Origin of the sequence: Mesorhizobium sp. M0848, assembly GCF_040319805.1 — a bacterium.
In the GTDB taxonomy this organism is placed as follows: Bacteria; Pseudomonadota; Alphaproteobacteria; order Rhizobiales; family Rhizobiaceae; genus Mesorhizobium.
In genome coordinates this window covers 105052-124926 of record NZ_JAMYOM010000023.1, presented here as the reverse complement: position 1 = coordinate 124926, position 19875 = coordinate 105052, and the positions used below count along the sequence as shown (strand labels likewise).

The window sequence follows — 19875 nt, the reverse complement described above, 5'->3', positions numbered from 1 at the left end:
CCCTGAAATGCCGCCGGCGGCAAACACACGGCCAACAAGGGTTCCCCCCCGCCGCCACCCCGTTTCCCGCGGCCCCCCCCCCCGCCCGGCCCCCCCCCCAACCCCGCCCCGCCCGGTGCCCGGGACGGGCGCTTCCGAGGCGGCATCGAAGCCGACGCCGTCGTCGTGGATCATCAGGCTCAGCGTCTCGCCGCGCCGGTGCAGGTCGATGACGACGCAGCTTGCCTGGCTGTGCTTGAGCACGTTGGTCAGGCCCTCCTGCAGGATGCGGACGAGATCGAGGCTTCGCGCGAGCGACAGGTGGCAGTCCTCCAGCCCGGTCAGGTTCCACACGCAATCGATGTCGCGGCTTTCACATGCCAGCGTGTGGCGGCGGCGCAGCGGTGCGATCCACTCGGCCAGAGACTGGCCGCCCGTCTGGTCGTCGGCGGCGGTGTCGATGATCACCCGCAACTCGTCGCGCAGTTCCTTGAGGACGGACAGGAAGCGATCGGCCGGCAGGTTCTGCGGCGCCTGTTCCAGCATGGCGATCGAATTGACCAGGGTGCCACCCATGCCGTCGTGCAGATTGTGCGAAAGGGACACGCGCTCGGCCAGCCTGGTGTTGGCCAAAATGACCTCATGCTGCTGATGCAGCGTGAGGGCGAGTTCTTTCCTGGCGGTTTCGATCTTGGCCGTGAGCTCATCGTTGAACCCCTCGATGCGGCGCATGTTGGCGACGAAGTTCCAGGCCAGCACCAGCGCCATGCCGACCATCTGGAACTGGGATGTCAGCGTGACGTAGTAGACATTGCCAAGAAGTATGCCGAGATAGGTCATCAGGTCATGCAGGATGGCCACGATGGTGAACGCGTTGACGATATGGAGGACGATGTGGTCCAGGCGAGCGCTGCGCCAGGTCAGGCCGATCGACAGGAAACAGGCGCCGATATAAAGCAGCGACCAGGACAAGGCCAGCAGGTTGAGCATCGGGCCGAGCTGGGAATGCGGCGTGGCAAACAGGGCTGCGGCGCCGATCGCCAGCGCGGTCCATAGCACGGCTTCCCCTCGGGGAAAGCGGCGCTCGGCAAAGCGGATGACAAACAGCACGAAGGCGGCGGCCATGACCATGAAGGAGAGCATGATGAAACGCTGCCATGTGTCGGTCGCCCCGAACGGCCAAGGGCTCGTCACCACGAAATTGAGCGAATAGCAAAACCACGCAATCGTCATCAGGGCGAACCAGCCATAGGCCTTCAGGCTTCGGCGCAGCAGCCAGACGACGAAAAAGAAGGTGCCAAGCGCCGCGGTGACGCCGAGATAGAAGACCGGCAGCTCGCGGCGAATCCAGAATTGCTGGACAAAATGAGCACGCGTCGCCGAAGGCGGGCCGATCAGGACCGGACCAAGGCCTGGCTGGTATGGCGCCAGGCCCGAGACCCTGATCAGCAGCGTGTTGGTGCCGGCATGCAGAACCGGGGCCGCGAGCTGCCAGTAGCGGGGCACGTTCCATGAGCGCGTCAACGGCTCGACGAGGAATTCGTCGCGGCCGAGTTCCGCGCCGTTGACCGAGATCGATCCGGCCAGTGTCCAGTAGTTCAGCGCGAGGCCCAGCGGTTCGGCCGCGTCGGGCCTGTCGAAGGTGAGGCGATACCAGACCACGCCGTCGAAACCGGGCCAGCGCGTCGTCCAGTCGTCGGGCAAGGTCACGCTGGTCCAGCCGGTGGCCGGCGGCGCGGCGGCGTCCCAGCCGGATCTCACGGCCTCGATCGTCTTGAACGGCACGGCCCCGCCGGCGGCAAAGGCGATGCCGCCCGGCACGAGGAGCAGGAATATCAGGGCAAGAAGCCTTGCGACCGCGCCTCGAAGATCGCTTCCGTCCGGGATTTGACCGACAGCTTCTTGTAGATGTTGCGAATGTGGCATTCGACCGTGAACCTGGAGAGGGAAAGGACTCCCGAAATCTCTCGATTGGTAAGCCCCTTGGCAACGAGGTTGAGGATCTCGATCTCGCGCGGCGTCAAGGGAGGCGGCGGCGCAAGCGCGGGCTTGCCGCGCCCCGGCCTGTCGGTGGAAGGACGGGCACGCCCGGTCGGCGCCGGCGCCGACACCAGTTCCAGGATGCGCCGGGCGATGAAGGGATCGATCGGCGCGCCGCCGCGGATGGTGCTGCGGATCGAAAGCGAAAGCTCGATGTCGTCGCGCTCCTTCAGGAGGTAGCCGGTCGCGCCGGCACGTAGGGCCTCGAGGATGGTGTTTTCGTTGCTCCAGGCCGAGATGACGAGGATCGGCAGCGCCGCGTCATGCTCGTGCAGGGAGCCGATAAGGTCGATGCCGTTGCCATCGGGCAGGCCGACATCGACCAGCGCCATGGCAAAGGGCTGGTCGACGAGCAGGGTCCTGGCCTGCGCGATCGACCCGGCGAAAAACAGCTCCTCCTGAGCATAGCCAAGGCCCTTCAGGATCGAGCGCAACCGCACCTGCATCATCGGCTCGTCCTCGACGACAAGCAGCGGGCTCGGCAGCAGTGCTTCCGATGGGGGCAGGTCGATGGCGGGATATTCCTTGTACGACATGAACCTCGACGCGAATGGCGGCTTTCACCGGTAGCAGCCGGGGCGGAAAATACCCAGCCGATCGTACCAGTCTGCCATGGATCGGTTGACGCCGACATAGCTGGGATCAGGTAGAGCGAGCCGGGGATGGCCGTTTGTAACAGGGGCCATGTAGCGGACCCGTTTCGCGACATCCAACGGTTGCCTCCATGCCCGATCCTGCTGCAATCGGAGGAGAGACAATGCGTCAACATCTGCTGAACGGTTGGCTGGTGGCAGCTCTTGTCGCGACGACCTGCCTGCTCGGCGTGACCGCCTACGCGGAGGTGAAGGAAGACATCTCGCGCATTGCCTGCACGCATGAGGACAAGGCTCCCGGCGAGCGGGGCGCACGGTGTGATACCTGTGCCGCGGCGCGATGCGATGTCCGCATGTCAGGAGCCTGAGCGGCAGCCGTCAGCGGACCGGCATGAGCGGCAATCTGCCAGCCAAAACGGCGCGTGCATTCGGGCAACGATCCGCGCAGCCGAGATAGAATTTCCGATCAGGCAAGCCGGATGTTGCGTGCGGGGCTGAATCCCTTGCGGCGGAAGGGTTTCAGGCGTGCGTGACGTCGAATTTTTCGCGCGCCGCCTTGACGCGCATGGTGTTCGCGCGCGCCCATTCGCTCAGTGCGCTGACGGGGATCAGCAGCTCGTGGCCGAGCTCGGTCAGCTCATAATCGACGCGCGGCGGAATGGTTGGAAACACGGTGCGGGTGACGAAGCCGTCACGCTCCAGGCCGCGCAAGGTGGTGGTCAGCATTTTCTGCGAGATGCCGCCGACGGCGGCGCGCAATTCATTGAAACGCATCGGTCCGTCGCCCAGCTTGCCGACGACCAGAACAGTCCATTTGTCGCCGACGCGCTGCAGGATTTCCGAGATGGCGCGGCAGTCCTCGGTGCGGTGTGGGTGCCTCGGTAACAAAAAAGTGCCTTCTTGTGCATCGCGTTTGCAGTATCTCATATAGCGCAGGTATCCAAATGATACCAGTACTTCGTGCAAGGAGAGCCCCTTATGTCCAAACCCAAAATTGCCATCGTCGTCGGATCGACGCGCGCCGCTCGTTTCGCCGATGTGCCAACCCAGTGGATCGCCAAGATCGCCAAGTCGCATGCCGACATCGATGTCGAGATCGTCGACCTGCGCGACTTCCCGCTGCCGTTCTTCGACGAGGTCGCATCCTCCGCCTGGGCGCCATCGCAGAACGAAGTGGCACAGCGCTGGCAGAAGAAGGTCGCCGAATTCGACGGCTTCATCTTCACCGCCGCCGAATACAATCATGGCCCGACGGCCGTGCTGAAGAACGCCATCGACTACGCCGCCAATGAATGGAACAAGAAGCCGGCCGGCTTCGTCGGTTATGGCAGCGTCGGCGGCTCGCGTGCCGTCGAACAGCTTAGACTGTATGCCGTCGAATTGCAGATGGCGCCGGTCAAGTCGGCCGTCCATATCGCCTGGGGCGATTTCCTCGCCGTCCGCCAGGGCGAGAAGAAGCTGGAAGACCTCGAGCATCTGAACCAGGCCGCCACCGCGCTGGTCAACGATGTTGCGTGGTGGGCCAAGGTGCTCAAGGCGGCGCGTCAGGCCGACGCCGTTGCCGAGGAAGTCAAGGCGGCCTGACCGCCAATTCGAATTATCCTCCCAAGGATCCGGGGGCGGCGTCTTGCGCCGCCCTTTTTCAATTATAGCGGCTCGAATTGAAAGCTGGCGCCGGATCGGACGACGCGGCCGACACCGGGCGAATCCAGATGCGCGCCGGCGACGAAACAATGATCGTCGGCTGCAAGCGCCAGCAACCGCAACCGGCTTTCGCGCGCCTGGTCCTGATCGGCGTCGAATTCCCATGTCACCTCAGGTCGATCGAACTGAAGCGATGGGACGTGAACGGTGTCGCCCCAGATCAAAATGCGTTCGCCGCCGGCAGAAACACGAAAGCAGCTGTGTCCCGCTTCATGGCCATGAGCGCCGACAATGTCGACATGTGTCCCGATACGGTCTCCGGCTTCGAAGGGTTCCGCCGTGCCGTGAAATCGTTCGAGCCGCGCTTCGGCGCGAAAAAAGCCGAGTTCTTCCCCGGGAACGAGCAAGCGCGCCAAGCGCGGGAAAGCGTCGCGGCCGTCGGCAAGCACAAGACCATGGATGTGGTCGAGATGCGTGTGGGTGAAGCAGACGGTACGGACTCGTCTTGCATCGATGCCAGCTTCGTCCAGCGCCTCGGGAAGTCGGCCCATGGAGGGATGCCAGGCGTTCGAGGCGCCGGTATCGATCAAGATGATCCCGTTTCCATCGTCAATCGCGAAGGCATTGACGGAAAGCCTGAGTTGACCACCAACCAACGCGACTTGTTGCGGCAATTCATCGCCAAATGGCTTGTCGCCGCGTTGCCGAAGCCGTCCGATCGGCATGTCGACATAGCCATCGCGCAAGGAGGTGATGCGCAAGTCACCAAGATCGTAGGTCTGATAAAGGTCGCCCGAAGCTATGCGGTGCATTTTCCGATCCGTTCTGTGGACAATCGACAACCTGCGACGGGCAACCCGCGTCGCCCCGTCAATTCGATTTATGCCATTTGTGCAGGCGTCGCCTGCCTCGGCCGTATGATGCAGTCTGCGAGGCGGTTCGTCTCGTTCAACTCGTCGGCGTGGTGCTGGCCCCATTGGCAGAGCGCCAGCAGGATCGGCTCGAGGCTGAGGCCGAGGCGCGTCGCCGAATATTCGACGCGCGATGGCACTTCGGCGAAGATTTCACGGCTGACCAGGCCGTGCTCTTCCATTTCGCGCAGCTGCTGGATCAGCACTTTCTGGGTGATGCCCGGCATCAGCGTCTTGAGCGCCGACAGGCGCCGGGGACCATCGAAGAGATGGTAGAGGATGACCGCCTTCCAGCGACCGGCGATCACTTTCAGCGCCCGTTCCGCCGGCAGCATCGGCAGTCTTTTGATCGGCATTCTCTTGGAATCTGGCATGGTCACCTCCTGGTCAGCAGGGGACAAATGAGTGTGTAGTCGAGGCTCCGCAGATAGTGGCAAACCGCTGCCGATGCCAGTGCGATCGGAGTTTGCCATGAAAGCCATTCAACTCAGCCGCTTCGGCGGTCCCGAGGTGCTGGAGGTGGTCGATCTGCCGGCGCCGGTGCCGCAGTCCGGCGAGGTGCTGATCCGTGTCCACGCCGCCGGGATCAACTTCTTCGAAGTGCTGATGCGCGCGAACCGCTACGCGGTGACGCCGCAACTGCCGATGATCCCGGGCGTCGAGGCGGCGGGTGTCGTCGAGGCCGTCGGGCAAGGTGTGGATGCGCAATTGCTGGGTCGCCGCGTGGCCGCGCCTTTGTTCATGTCGCAGCGTCCCCACAGCGGCTATGCGGAGCAGGTGACGATGTCAGCCGATCTCGTCGTGCCGCTGCCGGATGCGCTGCCGTTCGAGGCTGCCACGGCGCTGATGGTGCAGGGGCTGACGGCCCTTCATCTGCTTCGGCAAAGCCCGCCCGATGACAAGGCGGTGCTGGTGCCGGCCGCATCGGGCGGTGTGGGAACGCTGCTTGTCCAACTGGCCAGGCTGAAGGGCGCACGCCAGGTGATCGCAGCCGCCGGCGGCAAGGCAAAGCTGGATTTCGTCTTGTCGCTCGGCGCCGATGCCGCAGTCGACTATACCAAGCCGGACTGGCCCGCTCGCGTCCGCGACCTCACCGGCGGGGAGGGCGCCAACATCATCTACGACACAGTCGGCGGTGCGCTGACCGCTGCCTTGCTTGAGGCCTTGGCGCCCTGGCGGCGAACTGGTGTTTGCTGCGCTCGGGCGCTTTGGCCTCGCTGCCTCCGATCTGGAGCAGTTGATCGGCCGCAACCAGTCACTCAGGGGTTTCGCGCTGCTGCCGCTGCTGTCTGCCGATGTGCTGAAAGCCAGCCTGTCCGAACTGTTCCAAATGGCGGCAGGCGGCCAACTGCAGGTCACGATCGGCGGCAGATTCCGGCTCGACCAGGCCGGGGAAGCGCACCGGTTGCTGGATGAGCGCCGGTCGACCGGGAAGGTGGTACTGATACCCTGATATGGCGATAGCCGCGAACACGACGCCAATCGGGGTTGGACTGCTACATCGACGGGACTGCCATCTGGTCGCGCCCTGTGGCCTGATATATCCGGCTGCAATCCGTCACATGAGTGAAGCCGTGAAGACATCCAGCCTGACCGGCGCCGTTTCCCCGATGATCCCGGTGCTCGTTTGCGCGCTTGCGATCTTCCTGCTGTCCGGGATGGATGCGGCGATGAAGATCCTGGTCATCGCGGTCGGCGTCTACAACACCTTGCTGTGGCGCAGCATGGTCGCGACCGTGGTCGCGGGCGCGGCCTGGTTGGCGGGACCGCGCCTAACGCCAACCGTTCCGGTGCTGAGGCTGCATGCGCTGCGTGCCGCGATTGTCGGCATCGTCCTGATATCCTTCTTCTGGGGCTTGGCCAGGCTGCCGCTCGCGGAGGCGATCGGGCTCAGTTTCGTGGCGCCCTTGTTTGCCCTGTTTCTCGCCGCGCTGCTGCTGGGCGAACGGATCCGGCGCCAGGCTGTCTGGGCATCTTTGGCCGGCATTGCCGGTGTCGCCATCATCATGGCCGGCCAGTTCGGGAAGGCAGACTATTCGCAAGATGCCATGCTCGGCACGGCAGCGGTGCTCGTGTCGACGGTGTTCTACGGCTACAATCTGATCCTCGCCCGGCAACAGGCGCAGTTGGCCAAGCCCATCGAGATCATGCTGTTCCAGAACCTTTGCGTTGCCATCCTCCTCGGCCTCGCAGCACCCTGGCTTGCCGTCGCCCTACCGAGCAATCTTTGGCTTCCTTTGGCCGGGGTGACGGTGCTGTCGCTTGCCGGGCAGTTCCTGATGAGCTGGTCCTACGCCCGCGCCGAAGCGCAATATCTGATCCCGACGGAATACTCGGCCTTTATCTGGGCGGTCGCGCTCGGCTGGTTCTTCTTCGGCGAGGAGGCGACCTGGACCACCTTGACCGGAGCGTGCCTGATCGTCGCCGGCTGCCTGATCGCCGCGCGGGCCAATCCCAGGCTTGCCGAGCCCATCGAAGTGGCGGTTTGAGCGCCGACGTTCAGCGCCCGGCAGGTTCGCGAAATACCCCAGTCTCCACCTCGTGGATGAAGTGAGCGATGAGAGCCGCGCATTGGCGATGATGCGTTTCGAGAAGCATGTGTCCGCTCTCAAAGACATGGATTTCGACTGCGTCGAGGTCGCGGCTGTAGGCCATGATCTCGTCCAGCGCGAAGAAGGCCTCGTGCCGTCCCCACAGCACGAGGCATGCTGGCTGTTGGTCGCGGAGATAGGCCTGGATGGCCGGGAAGCGGGCGATGTGCGAGCCATAATCGGTGAAGAGTTCGAACTGAATGTCGGTGTTGCCGGGCCTCGCCAGACGCTCCGTATCGAGATACCAACCCTCGGGCGGAAACAACACCTTCAGACGCTCGGGGAGACCGCCGATATATTGGTTCCGGGTCCCCTCGAAATTCATCCAGTCCGGCAGTTTGGCGCGGTTTTCTTCAGTCGGTTCGGCGAAGAACGCCTTCGGCGCGTCCCATTCCGGTCCCAGCCCCTCGTCATGAGCGTTGCTGTCCTGCGCGATCAGGCCGAGGATGCGATCCGGCCGCCGTGTGGCGAGATGATAGCCGACGGGCGTGCCGAAGTCAGTGATGTAGAGGAAGAATCGCTGGAGGCCGAGGGCCTCGATGAAGGCTTCTATCGTGTTGGCCAGGTTCTCGAACGTGTAGTCATAAGCATCGATGGAAGGGGCGGACGAAAAGCCGAAACCGGGCAGATCCGGCGCCACCACATAGGCTGTCTCCGCCAGCGGTTCGATGACATTGCGATAGACGTGCGACGAAGTCGGATATCCGTGCAGCAGCAGGATTGCCGGTCTGCCGGGATCGCCGGCATGACGGTAGAAGATGTCGAGGCCGTCGACATTGATGGTTTCGTGGCGGGTCTTGTAACGATTGCTGCACATCCTCTCTCTCCCAGGGGTTCCGCGCCGATCTGGCGGTGTTATGGCTTTGACACCACATATCCGTATGATAGTGGTTACATCATAACCGTATAATCCGGCTAATGAGGTTATGTTCCATGGGCGATGCACACACCGAATGGGTGCCGGATCACTTCATAGGCGGGCATCCCGCTTTGGACCTGTCGAACGCCGTGTTCGACCGGCGGGTGCCAGCAGCTGATAATGAACTGTTTAAGTCCGTCCGGGATGTTGCGAACTGGTTCAACGCCTCAGGGCTTGCCGACGATCGCCAGGCGCAGGCCGTCGCCGAGATAGCGGATGGGCGGTTCGTGGAACGGGTCCGCGAAGTGCGGGAGGCGTCATTTCAGGTCTTCGAGTCAATCGCCGCGGGCAAACCGTCCGCGGTCGAACCGCTAGATCCTTTCACCGTTTCACGGAAACGGCGAGCTGCTCTAACTCTTTGTTTTGACGCAATCCCGGACGGAAAACCGCTTCACACTTTTCCTGGAATTGCTCTAGGCGTGTTATTCTCGCGCACGGCAAGCTCGCTTGCCGCCGGGTCTATAGAGCTGGATCGCACCAGGCCGGAGCTTGGCCTTGCCCGGTGGCGGGACCCGGACGCCGTCACCGCCTTGCTGGCCATGCTGTCCATCGAAGCGTTCTTCACCTTGCCGCGCGACAGGCTGCATTCCTGCCCTCGCTGTGGCTGGCTTTTCCTCGATACGTCGCGAGGCGGCAAGCGGCGCTGGTGCAGCATGCGCACCTGCGGTAACCGCGAGAAGGTCTCGCGCCACCGAGATCATGCCCATGCCTAGATCCGGGTTAGCGCACCACTTCGCCTTTGCTGCGGGCAGGCCGGATGCCGGCGCGTCACTCCGGAAGACCGGCCTTGCGAAAACCATCGACGAAATGCTCGAGCGTAGCGGCGTCGCGGAATGGCTCGGTCGTCGCCCAGTGATGGGTTGTGAAATGCGGGTTGCCGACGAGAAACAGCTCGGCCTCCGCGCGCGCCTCGTCCAGCCGGCCGAGTTGCGCCAGGCTTGCCGCCAGGAAACGGCGTGAGCTTGTGCGATAGGTCTCGTCACGGCGCAACGTCTCGATAGCGGCTTGATAGTCGCGCGCCGCATATTGCGCCTGGCCGAGCGTCAGATAGTACCAGCTCGCCGGAAACGGGTTCAGCCGGAACGCCTTGCGGATGTGCTCGAGACCCTCTTCGACCCGGCCGGCCAGGACCGCGATGTCGGACAATGCCGCCCAGGTGTCGGCCTCGTTCGGGTCGAGCTCGATCGCCTTGGCGAATTCGGCATCCGCCTCGGCGAAGCTGCGCTCATAGGCAAGCAGGTAGGCCAGGATCCAGCGACAGCCAGCATCGTTGGGATCGATCGCCACAGCCTTGCGCGCCAGCTCCAAGGCAACGCTGCGGGCAGCTTCGGTTGGTCCGCCCCAATGCACCTGTCCCATCCAGTGGTTCATGGCAAGCCAGCGATAGGGCTCGGCGTATCCGGGATCGAGCGACACCGCGCGCGTCAGCATCAGATGCGCTTCCTGCGCCATCTGCGGCGAGTCGTCGATCAGCTTGCGCGCCCGCACGCAGAGATCGTAAGCCTCGAGATTGCTGGGCCGGTTGCGCGGCGGCAGCGTGCGCAGACGGCCAAGCAATGCCTCCACGATCTTGGCCGTCACCTCGTCCTGAACGGCAAAGATGTCGTCCAGGCCGCGATCGAAGCGTTCCGCCCACAGATGATCGCCGCTCACCGCGTCAACCAGCTGTGCGTTGATGCGCACGCGCCCCGCGGCGCGTCTTGCGCTGCCTTCCAGCAGGTAGCGCACGCCAAGGTCCCCGGCGATCTCGCGCACGTCCATCGCTTTTCCCTTGTAGGCAAAGGTCGAGTTGCGGGCGATGACGAACAGGCCGGAGATCCTGGACAGGTCGGTGATCAGGTCTTCGGTCAACCCGTCCACGAAGGAATCCTGCTCGGGATCGTTGCTGAAATTGACGAAGGGCAGCACGGCTATCGATGGTTTGTCGGGCAGCGGCAAGGGTTTTCGCTTGGCCTGGCCGAGCCGTTCGACGGCCCCCGTGAAACGGTAGCCGACGCGCGGAACGGTGGATATCCATTCGCCGTTCTCGCCGACAGGACCAAGCAGCTTGCGCAACTGCGCGATCTGGACGGTGAGGTTGCCTTCCTCCACGGCCGTGCCCGGCCATGCAGCGTCCATCAACTCGGCCTTTCCCAAGATTTCACCGGGCCGCCCGACGAGTGCTGCAAGCAGGCTCAGCCCGCGATAGCCAACGGCAACGGGGACGTCGTTCCGAAGCAGCGTTCCCGCACCCGGATCAAGCACGAACGGACCAAAGGCAAAACGCGATCCCATAGACGCATCTATAGAGCAATTCCAGGAAAAGTGTGAAGCGGTTTTCTGTTCGGAATTGCGTCAAAACAAAGGGTTAGAGTAGGTTACCGGTTCCGTGAACCGGTGAACTGCTCTAGCTCGTTTGGAAGTTTTGAGAACTATTTGGGAGGGCTTAATTACGGCGCCGTCCGTATCCTGCAGAATTCAACCTCATCGAGAGCCCTAGGCCCTCAAACCATATGGAGGTTGCCATGACCAATACACTTGCATCAGCCCAGCGTTGTGCAGCGCGACCGGGAACGCCCGTGCGGCCGGCATCGCGCCGGCTCCTGAAGACCCTGCGAAGCATCATAGCGAGCTGGCACGATCGGACCTGGCGCGAACGGATACGCTTTCGCTGGCAACTCAGGCAGATGTCGAAGGACAATCCGCATCTGATCGACGATATCGGCCTGACGATAGAGCAGGTCGAGGGAGAGATCGCCAAGTCCTTCTGGGAACGATAGAGCGAATGCCGCAATTGCTCGGGCGTCAGCGCACCGCCTCGCGATGGGCGCCTGCCAGGCGGGATGCGGCGGCCGTCGAGATCGCCACCTCGAAGCGCCAGCCCTGCGCGTCGACGCATTCGCCAGTCGCCGGCATGATGCATGTGCGCCAGCACATAGCCGGCGACGGAGCCCGGTGGGAGAATGCCGGCCGTTGTGGCGGTGCGAAACGGTAGTACTCGTCATGACCAGCACCATCGGAACGCCTTTAATCTCGACAGGACATCCAGCGCGTCGCACCCCTGAAGCGTGTCCCGTACGAACGGGTTCAGGCGTTTTAGATCCTCGTTTTTATGCATGTCGTTCTCCCAAACCGAGGTCGCTTTGGGCGACATGCATCAGAGGGCATCCATATGTACGCCATTGGCAATCTGAGGGCAGCCGGGCAGGCCGAATTGCTCGGCCCACAGACATAGTGAACCTGCTGCTGCGTTGAGCGCCGCGCCGCGTTCTGTCAGCGAATAGACTACCTTCGCTGGAACCACGGAAAAGACTTTACGGTCGACAAGGCCGTCGGCCTCCAGTTCTCGCAATTGTTGCGCCAGCATCTTTTCACTGATGCCAGAAAGCGCCTGTTTCAATCGACCAAATCTGCGCGACGCCGTTCCGAGCTCGCAAAGGAGATCTACTTTCCACTTTCCTTCGACCATCCTGACGGCCGCTGCAAAGCCATTGTCCGCGGAATTGTTCATCGCGCGTTCCTTACCTTCTGGTGACCACTTACGCCCGGGTGCGTATCGCGCGCCGCTCGTTTTGACATACCTCTCAAGACGATCACAGCAAAACGCGGTCTGACGCCGCCAATTGATATGGAGTGTGGAATGAAGCTTTCAATCACGGTCATTGGAACGGGCCGTATGGGCTCGGCGCTCGCCGGCAGCCTGCTTCAGTCGGGATATCCGACGACTGTCTGGAACAGAACCAGACAGAAGACCGATCCACTCGCCAGGCTGGGCGCAATCGCCGCGTCCTCCGTGGAGGAAGCCGTGAACGCAGGCGAGATCATCATTGTGAATGTCAGCGACTATAAGGCGACAAAAGCGCTTCTCCACAGTGACGCCATCGCCTCAGCCATTCGCGGCAAGCTGATCGTGGAGTTGACTTCGGGGACGCCGAGTGGCGCACGGGAAGCCGCTGAATGGTGTACGAAGCACGGCGCAAACTACCTTGATGGCGCGATCATGGCGACGCCGGATTATATCGGCACGGACGCCGGGACCATCCTGCTTGCCGGGCCAAGGGAGGCTTTCGACACGAACCGCGATGTGTTTCGCGCCTTGGGTGGCAATGTCCAGCATGTTGGCGAAGAACCAGGGCGTGCGAACGCGCTCGATAGCGCACTACTGGCTATCATGTGGGGCGCTCTGTTCGGGACGCTCCATGCGATCGCCGTGTCGCAGGCCGAAGAGATCGAACTGGGTGAACTGGCGCGGCAGTGGTCCGCGACGGCGCCGGTCATTGACGGCCTGGTGACCGACCTCATCAAGCGGACGAGCGCTGGCCGATTTGCCAGCGATAACGAAACGCTCTCGGCGATCTCGGCGCACCACGGCGCAATGCAGCATCTGTTGGAGTTGATGCAGTTCCGCGGAATCGACCGTTCAATAGTCGATGGTATGATGCGATATTCAAACGGGCCATAGCGGCGGGCCACTTGCACGATGATTTCTCCGCGCTCTCGCATTTTTCTGGCGACAGGGAAGTAGCATGCCTTTGACGCATCTCATTGATAAGTATTGTGCATCGTGGTCCACCGAAAACGCCGAGAAGCGGCGGGCGTCGCTGCTATCGGTCTTGAGCGATGGCGCGACGTATACAGATCCAACCGTTCACGTTGTTGGTGCCAAAGAACTGCTAGCCCACATTGCAGGAATTCAGAGCAAGCATCCTGGTGCCTGCATTCTGCGGACCAGCAACGTGGATGTTCATCACGGCGTCGCGCGCTTCGCGTGGAAGTTTGTGATGCCTGACGGTTCCTCTTTACCCGAGGGCCTGGACATCGCTTTTCTAGATGAGGAGCAGAAACGGATAACGCGCATCATTGGCTTCTTCGGTTTGTTGAAACCAGTTCGACCTCTGGCAGAGGGCGGCGTCAGCTAACCGGTCAAAAGCTGACATTCGAACATGTCAGCGCACCGCCTCGCGGTGGGCGCCGGGCAGGCGGGTGGCGATCAGTTTGTCGATGCGGCGGCCGTCGAGATCGACCACCTCGAAGCGCCAGCCCTGCGCGTCGACGCATTCGCCAGTCGCCGGCAGATGGTGCATGTGCGACAGCACATAACCGGCGACGGTTTCGTAATCGCGGTTTTCCGGCAGGTCGATGCCGAGAATGTCGGCCATCTCGTCGGCCTGCATGTAGCCGGCGAGCAGCCACGAGCCGTCCTCGCGCTTGACCGCGTTTTCCTCATCGCCGGCGTCGGTGTCCGCGCGGAACACGCCGGTGATGGCTTCCAGAATGTCGGCCGGGGTGACGATGCCTTCGAAATGGCCGTATTCGTCATGCACCAGCGCCATCGGCACGTCGGATTCCTTTAGCTTCTGCAGCACATCCAGCGCGTCGGCTTGGTCGTAGACGATGGGGGCTGCGCGCACATGCCTGCGCGGGTCGAGCACGCGGCCGGCAAGCAGTGCGGCCAGCACGTCACGCGTCTGGACGACGCCGACCATGACGTCGACGCCGCCGTCGCCTGCCGGCAGGCGCGAATGCTGCGTTTCCATGAGCAGCTTGCGGATGGCCGCCTCGTCGGATTGCAGATTGATCCAGTCGACCTCGGTGCGCGGCGTCATCACCGCGCGCACGGCGCGGTCGCCAAGCCGCATGACGCCGGCGATCATGCGCCGCTCGTCCGATTCGATCGTGCCGTGATGCTCGGCCTCGGCGACCAGCATCTTGATCTCCTCGTCGGTGACTTTCTCCTCGCTTTCGCCGCGCTGGCCGAGCAGCCACAATATGGTGCGGCCGGAGAAGTCGAGCAGGAAGACCAGCGGCGCCGAGATGGTGGCGAGGATGGTCATTGCCGGAGCGACCCTGGCGGCGACCCGCTCTGGGTCGCGCAAGGCAATCTGCTTGGGCACCAGCTCGCCGACGATCAGCGAGAAATAGGTGATGATGGCGACGACGATGCCGACGCCGAGCGGATCGGCGACGGTCTCGCGGATGCCGGTCGAGGCCAGGAACTGCGCCAGCCGTTCGCCGAGCGTGGCGCCGGAAAAGGCGCCGGAGAGGACGCCGACCAGGGTGATGCCGATCTGCACCGAGGAGAGGAACTTGCCGGGATTCGAGCCAAGCTCGAGCGCGCGGCCGGCGCCATTGATGCCGCGGTCGATCATCGCTTTCAGGCGGGCCGGTCGCGACGAGACGATGGCAAGTTCGGACATCGACAGAAGGCCGTTCACACAGATGAGGACGACCACGATAGCGATTTCTACGTATAACATGAGCGGTCAATAGCATTGCGGCGCGGTCTTCGAAAATAGTCTGACGTGATTTTTGAGAAATGACCGGCATTTCGGTCACGCGGCATCCCAGGGCGGCGTCGAAAAATGTTCGACGAGGGCGTCGACGACAACCCGTACCTTTGGCGTGAGCGCGCGCGTTACCGGCCAGACGGCATGCACGACGATGTTCTCGACCAGGCAGTCCGACAGCACCATTTCGAGATCGCCGCTTTTGAGGCTGTCGGCGGCCAGCCATGTCGGCAGGAAGGCGATGCCGCAGCCGGCGAGCGCTGCATCCAGCATCGGTTCGCCATGGCCGAGAACGAGTCGCGCCTTGGGCATGAAGGTTGCGAGATGGCCGTCGGAATGCCTGATCACCCAGGGACGGACGATGCCCTCGCGACCGTAGCCAATGACGCTGTGATCGGCGAGATCCTCGACCGATTGCGGCCGGCCATGCCTGTCGAGATAGTCGGGAGCCGCGCATATGGCCGAGCGCTGGGCGTAGAGGCGCCTGGCCGCAAGCGACAGGCTGTCGTCGAGTTCGCCCATGCGGATCGCCAGGTCGATGCCCTCCTCGATCAGGTCGACGCGGCGGTCATTGAAGGAGACTTCCACCGTCAGGTCCGGAAATTCCCTCGAAATCTCGAACAGCACGGGGGCGACGCAGCGTCGGCCGAAGGCCAGCGGCACGTCGATCCGAAGCCGGCCAGACGGGACCTGCCGGCGCGAGGCAAGCAGCGACTGTGCGGCTTCGATCTCGGCAAGGGCCCGGACGCAAGCTTCATAATAGCTGACGCCTTCGCTGGTCGGGCTGAGGCTGCGGGTGGTGCGGTTCAGCAAGCGAACGCCGAGTCTCTGCTCCAGCTGCGCGATCGATTTGCCGATCGCCGACTTCGTCACATGCAGCCGCTCGCCGGCGCTGGTGAAGCTGCCGGCCTCCACCGCCTGAACGAACGCGACGATGCCTTGCAGGTCGGCCGTTTCCATGGCGATTTCCTATTGTCGACTTTTAGTCCGCAATCAGTGTCAAATTATACCGCACGAAAGCACTATTTTCCATAGTCGAAAGGCATAAATGTCTCGCCTGCATCAACGCACGGAGCGCGACGCGACATGAGCACCCCAATCAACAGATCCTGGCAGATGAGCGGTTTTGGCCTGTCGAGGCTAAGCCAGGTGGAAGGCAAGGTACCCGAGCCAGGGCCGCACGATTTGCTGGTGCGGACCAAGGCCGTGTCACTCAACTACAAGGACAAGATGATCGTAGACGGCGTGCTGATCCCCGATCTTGCCTTTCCCTTCGTGCCGACATCCGACGCGGTGGGTGAAGTGGTGGCCGTCGGCAGTGCGGTCAGCCGCTTTCATGTCGGCCAGCGCGTGCTCGGCCAGGTGATCGCCGATTGGCCGGATGGCGACGCACCGCCAGTGCTGCATAAGCACACGCTGGGGTCGTCGCTGTCGGGCATGCTTTCCGATCATGTCATCTTCGGCGAGGACGCCGCGGTGCTGGCGCCGCCATCGCTCGGCGACATCGAGGCCGCGACATTGCCGATCGCGGCGCTGACGGCCTGGTTCGCCATGGCCGAAGCGACCAGACCGGTGCCGGGCCAGACCATTCTGATCCAGGGCACCGGCGGCGTGTCGCTGTTTGCGCTGCAGTTCGCCACCGCGTTCGGCCTGCGCGCCATCGTCACCTCAAGCAGCGACGAAAAGCTTGAGCGGGCAAGAAAGCTCGGCGCCTGGCAAGGGATCAACTACCGCACGCAACCGGCCTGGGACGAGGCCGCGCGTGAGCTGACGAATGGGCTGGGCGTCAACCACGTGCTGGAAATGGTCGGCGGCGACAATGCACGGCGATCGCTGAACGCGCTGGCCGCCGACGGCCGGCTGTCGATCATCGGCCTGCTGGGCGCGATGGAGCTCAGCTTCCCTATCGTGCCCTTCATGCGCAACCGCATCACCGTGCAGGGCCTGTCGGTCGGCCATCGCCGCGCCTTCGAACGTATGAATCAGGCGATCGAGGCGCTGGCGATCAAGCCGGTCATCGACAAGGTCTTTGGCTTCGACGAGGTGCCACAGGCCTTGCAGCATCTGGAGAAAGGGCCGTTCGGCAAGATCGTGATCACCACGAACTGACTTTTGCGATGGGTCATGGCAGCTGCTTCAACATGCCGACAATCGCCTCGCCGTCCGTGAAATAGGGATCGCCGCCGCCATTGCGGCCCGTACTGGTGGCGCCGACGCCCGATATGTCGCTGGTCGAGATCAGCGTGCCGGCGGTGGCCAGGTCGCGCATCAGGAAATCGCGCTCGGCGTCGATGTCGGGGCCGATATGGTGGGTGACGGCGCCGGTGTCGTGGCTGAGGCCGACGCCGCGATCGAAGCTGGCCGAGCCCAGCCACAGCGGCCGGCCATCGTCGCCGCTTGCCTCGGTCTGCCAGAAGCGCACATGATGCCGGCGGTCGGCGCTGAGGCCCTCCGGCTTTTCGAAGGCGAGATCCTGGGCGCGGCCATCGAACAGCAGCCTGCTGACCGGCGCATCGGGGTAGGGGTGGTCGAACAGCACACTTTCACCGATCTCGATCGCGGTCTTCAGGGTCACGGCGTCGGCGGTGTCCCAGCCGGCGACGGCGAAGGCGTGGATTACTTCCTTTCGCGTACCGACAAGACCGACATTGATGGGATCGCCCGGAATGCCTTGCGGCGTGTGCGTCACCATCTCGAAGCTGTGCTTGCGAAAGCCGCGATCGTGAAACGTCCAGAATTCCGGTGCGGCGAAATAGGCGAGCGCCAGATAGGCGGCCAGCAAGGTCGCCACCCAGATTGCAACGCGTCGCCGAAAACTTCGCTGGCTCATGAACGCCGCCCGATCCGTGCGGTATCTTTTGCCCGACGGACCCTGGAAATCAATGGCCAGCAGCGCGCCGCCGCTCTATCGTGGGCCATCGTTTCTTCGCGGGGGCAGCAATGGAGCGGAAGCTGGCAGGCCGCAAGCCAATGGCGTTGACCGCCGAGCTTGTCGCGCAAGTTGAGCGTGTCGAGCCTGATCCCGGGCCAGAGCCCGGAACCAGCGAGCACACCGATGCGGAGTTCGATGGCCTGGTCGAAAAGCTGCTTTCGCAGCATCGTCCCGACACGCTTTGGGTCTTTGCCTACGGGTCGTTGATCTGGAACCCCGAATTCGCCCATGTCGAGCAGCGCCCGGCCACGGCGCCGGGATGGCACCGCTCGTTTTGCCTGAAGCTGACCCGCTGGCGCGGAACCCGTGATTTGCCGGCCCTGATGCTGGCGCTCGATCGAGGCGGCAGTTGCAACGGCATCGTCTATCGGCTGCCCGCGGAAGACCATTTCGGGCAACTCGGCCAGTTGATGCGCCGCGAGATCGATGCCAACCCGCCAACCAACGTGCCATGCTGGATCAAGGTCAAGACCAAGGACGGGCCGCTGCATGCCTTGGCCTTCGTCGCGGCGCCGGATGGCAGGGCCTATGCCGGCCGGTTGCCATTGGAGCAGGTTGCCGACACTCTGGCACGGGCTGCCGGTCATTGGGGCTCTTCGGCGCAGTATTTGTTCAGGACCGTGAGCAAGCTTGAAGAGAGCGGCATCCGCGACCGGAATCTCTGGCGCATCCAGGACTTGGTCGCACGGCAAATCGCCGCTTCAACCGATGGCGCCGACTAGGCTGATCTCTTTCTAACGGCAGGCGCGATAACCGTTCTTGCGGTTCTTGATGTCGAAATGGAAATGGTTGCGGTGGTCGTAATTGTAGCCGGGGCCGAGCACGGTGGTGAAATACTGGCAGCCGTCGGCGCGTACATTGTTGAGGAAGCCCCGGGTGCGGAAGGCGAACAGGCCGGGCTTGCGCACGTCGATGTCGTCGCCATTGTTGAGTTCGATGCTCATGACGTCGAGCGCATTGCCCTTGCCGTGCTCGGACAGTACACCTTCGCCGGCAATCCTGCGGCAGGAATAGCTGGAGCCCTGGTGGATGGTCTTGACACCGGAGAAATAACGCCAGCGGGCGGAGGGGACGAGCTCGTTCTTCGTCCAGCCGGCAAAGGTGGCGGCCATGTCGCAGGTGAGGGTCGCGGCGGGTTTCATCTGGATGTTGCCGATGGCCGAAACCTTGACCGGATAATCGATGCCGCACTGGCCTTCATGGATCGGCGCCAGGTCGGTGTAGGCGACATCGAGGCGCTTCAATTGCTGCCGGCAGTCGGTTTCGCTGGCCGGCATCTGCTCGACGGGCGACATCGGCTCGTCCATGCGCGGATAAGCGGCCTGCGTCATGTATGGATTGGAAGGAACAAGCTTCTGCATGCCGGCATATTGCGGCACGGCAGCCGTCTGCGCGCCGACGTCGACGGCCGGCTGCAGCGACAGCACACTGCCGGTGTTGCAGGCGGAAAGCGCCGCCAGCGCCAGGCCGGCGGTCAGCCTTGCTGCATATTTTGACTGGCGCGCGGCGGCGAAAAACACGGCCCGAAATTTGCCGGCCATTGGCGGAATCCCGTTGATGGATATCCGGCATTTTAACGATCAAGGGTAAAGGAAAACTCAGCGTCCGCGTTCATGCCTGCGGCCGAATTGCGGCACGCGGATCATTGCGGAAGGCAATTTATCTTCGACAGGGTCGCTTGCCTAACCTATACCAATTGCTGTTGGAGGGGGAGAAATGCCAATGTGGCGTGCGATAAAACGGTTCTTCACCGCCCGTGATCTGCGTGAAGTATATGTAACTCTGCGTAGGAGCCCCTATTCGTTTGCCTTTCTTCTGAAGCTGGACAGGGACCAGCAGAAATATGTTGTGGTTCAATTCCGACATAGAAGTTTGGTCCAAGAGACTTGCAGCATGAGTATCGAAGATTTTGAAGATTTTACACGTGGTGTTTTGATCATGAAGGCCGAGATCGACAAGCCGCTTCCCCCGAGCGCTATGCAATAGATATTAGCCCAACT

The 19875-nt window shown here is 62.8% G+C and carries 22 protein-coding genes and 1 pseudogene; 10 read left to right on the top strand and 13 right to left on the bottom strand.

Going from position 1 to position 19875, the window contains the following annotated elements; translation table 11 throughout:
• Positions 1 to 1800 (bottom strand): sensor histidine kinase (locus NKH95_RS24725; RefSeq protein ID WP_352893509.1); only part of this gene is annotated, 1800 nt, incomplete at its 3' end.
• A 14-nt stretch (positions 1801 to 1814) separates the two neighbouring features.
• Entirely contained in the window at positions 1815 to 2555 is a 741-nt protein-coding gene (locus NKH95_RS24720; protein ID WP_352752067.1) for a LuxR C-terminal-related transcriptional regulator, read from the bottom strand.
• A gap of 221 nt (positions 2556 to 2776) precedes the next feature.
• Between NKH95_RS24720 and NKH95_RS24715 the strand changes: the two genes are divergently transcribed.
• The gene (locus NKH95_RS24715; RefSeq protein ID WP_352555037.1) at positions 2777 to 2980 is read left to right on the top strand and encodes a hypothetical protein; all 204 of its coding nucleotides are present in this window, start codon (positions 2777 to 2779) and stop codon (positions 2978 to 2980) included.
• 151 nt (positions 2981 to 3131) lie between these two features.
• On the opposite strand, the gene NKH95_RS24710 is transcribed toward NKH95_RS24715, so the two are convergent.
• A complete protein-coding gene (locus NKH95_RS24710) occupies positions 3132 to 3500 on the bottom strand; it encodes a winged helix-turn-helix transcriptional regulator (protein WP_352893506.1) in 369 nt (122 codons plus the stop codon).
• A gap of 90 nt (positions 3501 to 3590) precedes the next feature.
• On the opposite strand from NKH95_RS24710, the gene NKH95_RS24705 reads away from it, so the two are divergent.
• Complete coding sequence (locus tag NKH95_RS24705; RefSeq protein WP_023809763.1) at positions 3591 to 4196, top strand: NADPH-dependent FMN reductase; 606 nt, start codon at positions 3591 to 3593, stop codon at positions 4194 to 4196.
• A 62-nt stretch (positions 4197 to 4258) separates the two neighbouring features.
• Here NKH95_RS24705 and NKH95_RS24700 read toward each other — a convergent pair whose 3' ends face one another.
• Together NKH95_RS24700 and NKH95_RS24695 are read right to left on the bottom strand one after the other, a co-directional pair.
• The gene (locus tag NKH95_RS24700; RefSeq protein ID WP_352893504.1) at positions 4259 to 5068 is read right to left on the bottom strand and encodes an MBL fold metallo-hydrolase; all 810 of its coding nucleotides are present in this window, start codon (positions 5066 to 5068) and stop codon (positions 4259 to 4261) included.
• Positions 5069 to 5136: 68 nt separating this feature from the next.
• Positions 5137 to 5541: a winged helix-turn-helix transcriptional regulator gene (locus tag NKH95_RS24695; protein WP_352893502.1), complete on the bottom strand. Its 405-nt coding sequence runs from the start codon at positions 5539 to 5541 to the stop codon at positions 5137 to 5139.
• Positions 5542 to 5638: 97 nt separating this feature from the next.
• On the opposite strand from NKH95_RS24695, the pseudogene NKH95_RS24690 reads away from it, so the two are divergent.
• Both NKH95_RS24690 and NKH95_RS24685 read left to right on the top strand, forming a co-directional pair.
• A pseudogene (locus NKH95_RS24690) lies at positions 5639 to 6620 on the top strand (quinone oxidoreductase family protein).
• A gap of 109 nt (positions 6621 to 6729) precedes the next feature.
• A complete protein-coding gene (locus NKH95_RS24685) occupies positions 6730 to 7656 on the top strand; it encodes a DMT family transporter (protein ID WP_023809759.1) in 927 nt (308 codons plus the stop codon).
• 10 nt (positions 7657 to 7666) lie between these two features.
• On the opposite strand, the gene NKH95_RS24680 is transcribed toward NKH95_RS24685, so the two are convergent.
• Positions 7667 to 8575 carry an alpha/beta fold hydrolase gene (locus NKH95_RS24680; RefSeq protein WP_352893499.1) on the bottom strand — a complete coding sequence of 303 codons (909 nt, stop codon included), beginning with the start codon at positions 8573 to 8575 and terminating at the stop codon, positions 7667 to 7669.
• Positions 8576 to 8691: 116 nt separating this feature from the next.
• On the opposite strand from NKH95_RS24680, the gene NKH95_RS24675 reads away from it, so the two are divergent.
• A complete protein-coding gene (locus NKH95_RS24675) occupies positions 8692 to 9390 on the top strand; it encodes a CGNR zinc finger domain-containing protein (RefSeq protein WP_128303795.1) in 699 nt (232 codons plus the stop codon).
• A 55-nt stretch (positions 9391 to 9445) separates the two neighbouring features.
• Here the strand turns inward: NKH95_RS24675 and NKH95_RS24670 are convergent, their stop codons facing one another.
• Entirely contained in the window at positions 9446 to 10951 is a 1506-nt protein-coding gene (locus tag NKH95_RS24670; protein ID WP_352893496.1) for a winged helix-turn-helix domain-containing tetratricopeptide repeat protein, read from the bottom strand.
• Positions 10952 to 11181: 230 nt separating this feature from the next.
• Here NKH95_RS24670 and NKH95_RS24665 point away from each other — a divergent pair, with 230 nt between their 5' ends.
• Positions 11182 to 11436 carry a DUF1127 domain-containing protein gene (locus NKH95_RS24665; RefSeq protein WP_023809755.1) on the top strand — a complete coding sequence of 85 codons (255 nt, stop codon included), beginning with the start codon at positions 11182 to 11184 and terminating at the stop codon, positions 11434 to 11436.
• Positions 11437 to 11461: 25 nt separating this feature from the next.
• On the opposite strand, the gene NKH95_RS24660 is transcribed toward NKH95_RS24665, so the two are convergent.
• Positions 11462 to 11593: a hypothetical protein gene (locus NKH95_RS24660; protein ID WP_352752079.1), complete on the bottom strand. Its 132-nt coding sequence runs from the start codon at positions 11591 to 11593 to the stop codon at positions 11462 to 11464.
• A gap of 220 nt (positions 11594 to 11813) precedes the next feature.
• Positions 11814 to 12167, bottom strand: coding sequence for a winged helix-turn-helix transcriptional regulator (locus NKH95_RS24655; protein ID WP_352893494.1), 354 nt, complete (start codon positions 12165 to 12167; stop codon positions 11814 to 11816).
• Between the two features lie 129 nt (positions 12168 to 12296).
• Here NKH95_RS24655 and NKH95_RS24650 point away from each other — a divergent pair, with 129 nt between their 5' ends.
• Together NKH95_RS24650 and NKH95_RS24645 are read left to right on the top strand one after the other, a co-directional pair.
• Positions 12297 to 13118, top strand: coding sequence for an NAD(P)-dependent oxidoreductase (locus tag NKH95_RS24650; RefSeq protein ID WP_352893492.1), 822 nt, complete (start codon positions 12297 to 12299; stop codon positions 13116 to 13118).
• A gap of 64 nt (positions 13119 to 13182) precedes the next feature.
• Positions 13183 to 13575: a hypothetical protein gene (locus NKH95_RS24645; RefSeq protein ID WP_352893490.1), complete on the top strand. Its 393-nt coding sequence runs from the start codon at positions 13183 to 13185 to the stop codon at positions 13573 to 13575.
• A gap of 27 nt (positions 13576 to 13602) precedes the next feature.
• On the opposite strand, the gene NKH95_RS24640 is transcribed toward NKH95_RS24645, so the two are convergent.
• Together NKH95_RS24640 and NKH95_RS24635 are read right to left on the bottom strand one after the other, a co-directional pair.
• Positions 13603 to 14913, bottom strand: a complete 1311-nt coding sequence (locus NKH95_RS24640) for a hemolysin family protein (protein WP_352555047.1) — start codon at positions 14911 to 14913, stop codon at positions 13603 to 13605.
• Positions 14914 to 14988: 75 nt separating this feature from the next.
• Positions 14989 to 15903 carry a LysR family transcriptional regulator gene (locus NKH95_RS24635; RefSeq protein ID WP_023809750.1) on the bottom strand — a complete coding sequence of 305 codons (915 nt, stop codon included), beginning with the start codon at positions 15901 to 15903 and terminating at the stop codon, positions 14989 to 14991.
• A gap of 126 nt (positions 15904 to 16029) precedes the next feature.
• On the opposite strand from NKH95_RS24635, the gene NKH95_RS24630 reads away from it, so the two are divergent.
• Complete coding sequence (locus NKH95_RS24630; protein ID WP_352440404.1) at positions 16030 to 17052, top strand: zinc-dependent alcohol dehydrogenase family protein; 1023 nt, start codon at positions 16030 to 16032, stop codon at positions 17050 to 17052.
• 13 nt (positions 17053 to 17065) lie between these two features.
• Here NKH95_RS24630 and NKH95_RS24625 read toward each other — a convergent pair whose 3' ends face one another.
• Complete coding sequence (locus NKH95_RS24625) at positions 17066 to 17773, bottom strand: LssY C-terminal domain-containing protein (RefSeq protein WP_352796008.1); 708 nt, start codon at positions 17771 to 17773, stop codon at positions 17066 to 17068.
• Positions 17774 to 17883: 110 nt separating this feature from the next.
• Between NKH95_RS24625 and NKH95_RS24620 the strand changes: the two genes are divergently transcribed.
• Positions 17884 to 18597, top strand: a complete 714-nt coding sequence (locus NKH95_RS24620) for a gamma-glutamylcyclotransferase (protein ID WP_352893485.1) — start codon at positions 17884 to 17886, stop codon at positions 18595 to 18597.
• Between the two features lie 12 nt (positions 18598 to 18609).
• Here NKH95_RS24620 and NKH95_RS24615 read toward each other — a convergent pair whose 3' ends face one another.
• Positions 18610 to 19416 carry an extensin-like domain-containing protein gene (locus NKH95_RS24615; protein ID WP_352440407.1) on the bottom strand — a complete coding sequence of 269 codons (807 nt, stop codon included), beginning with the start codon at positions 19414 to 19416 and terminating at the stop codon, positions 18610 to 18612.
• Positions 19417 to 19875 lie beyond the last annotated feature (459 nt).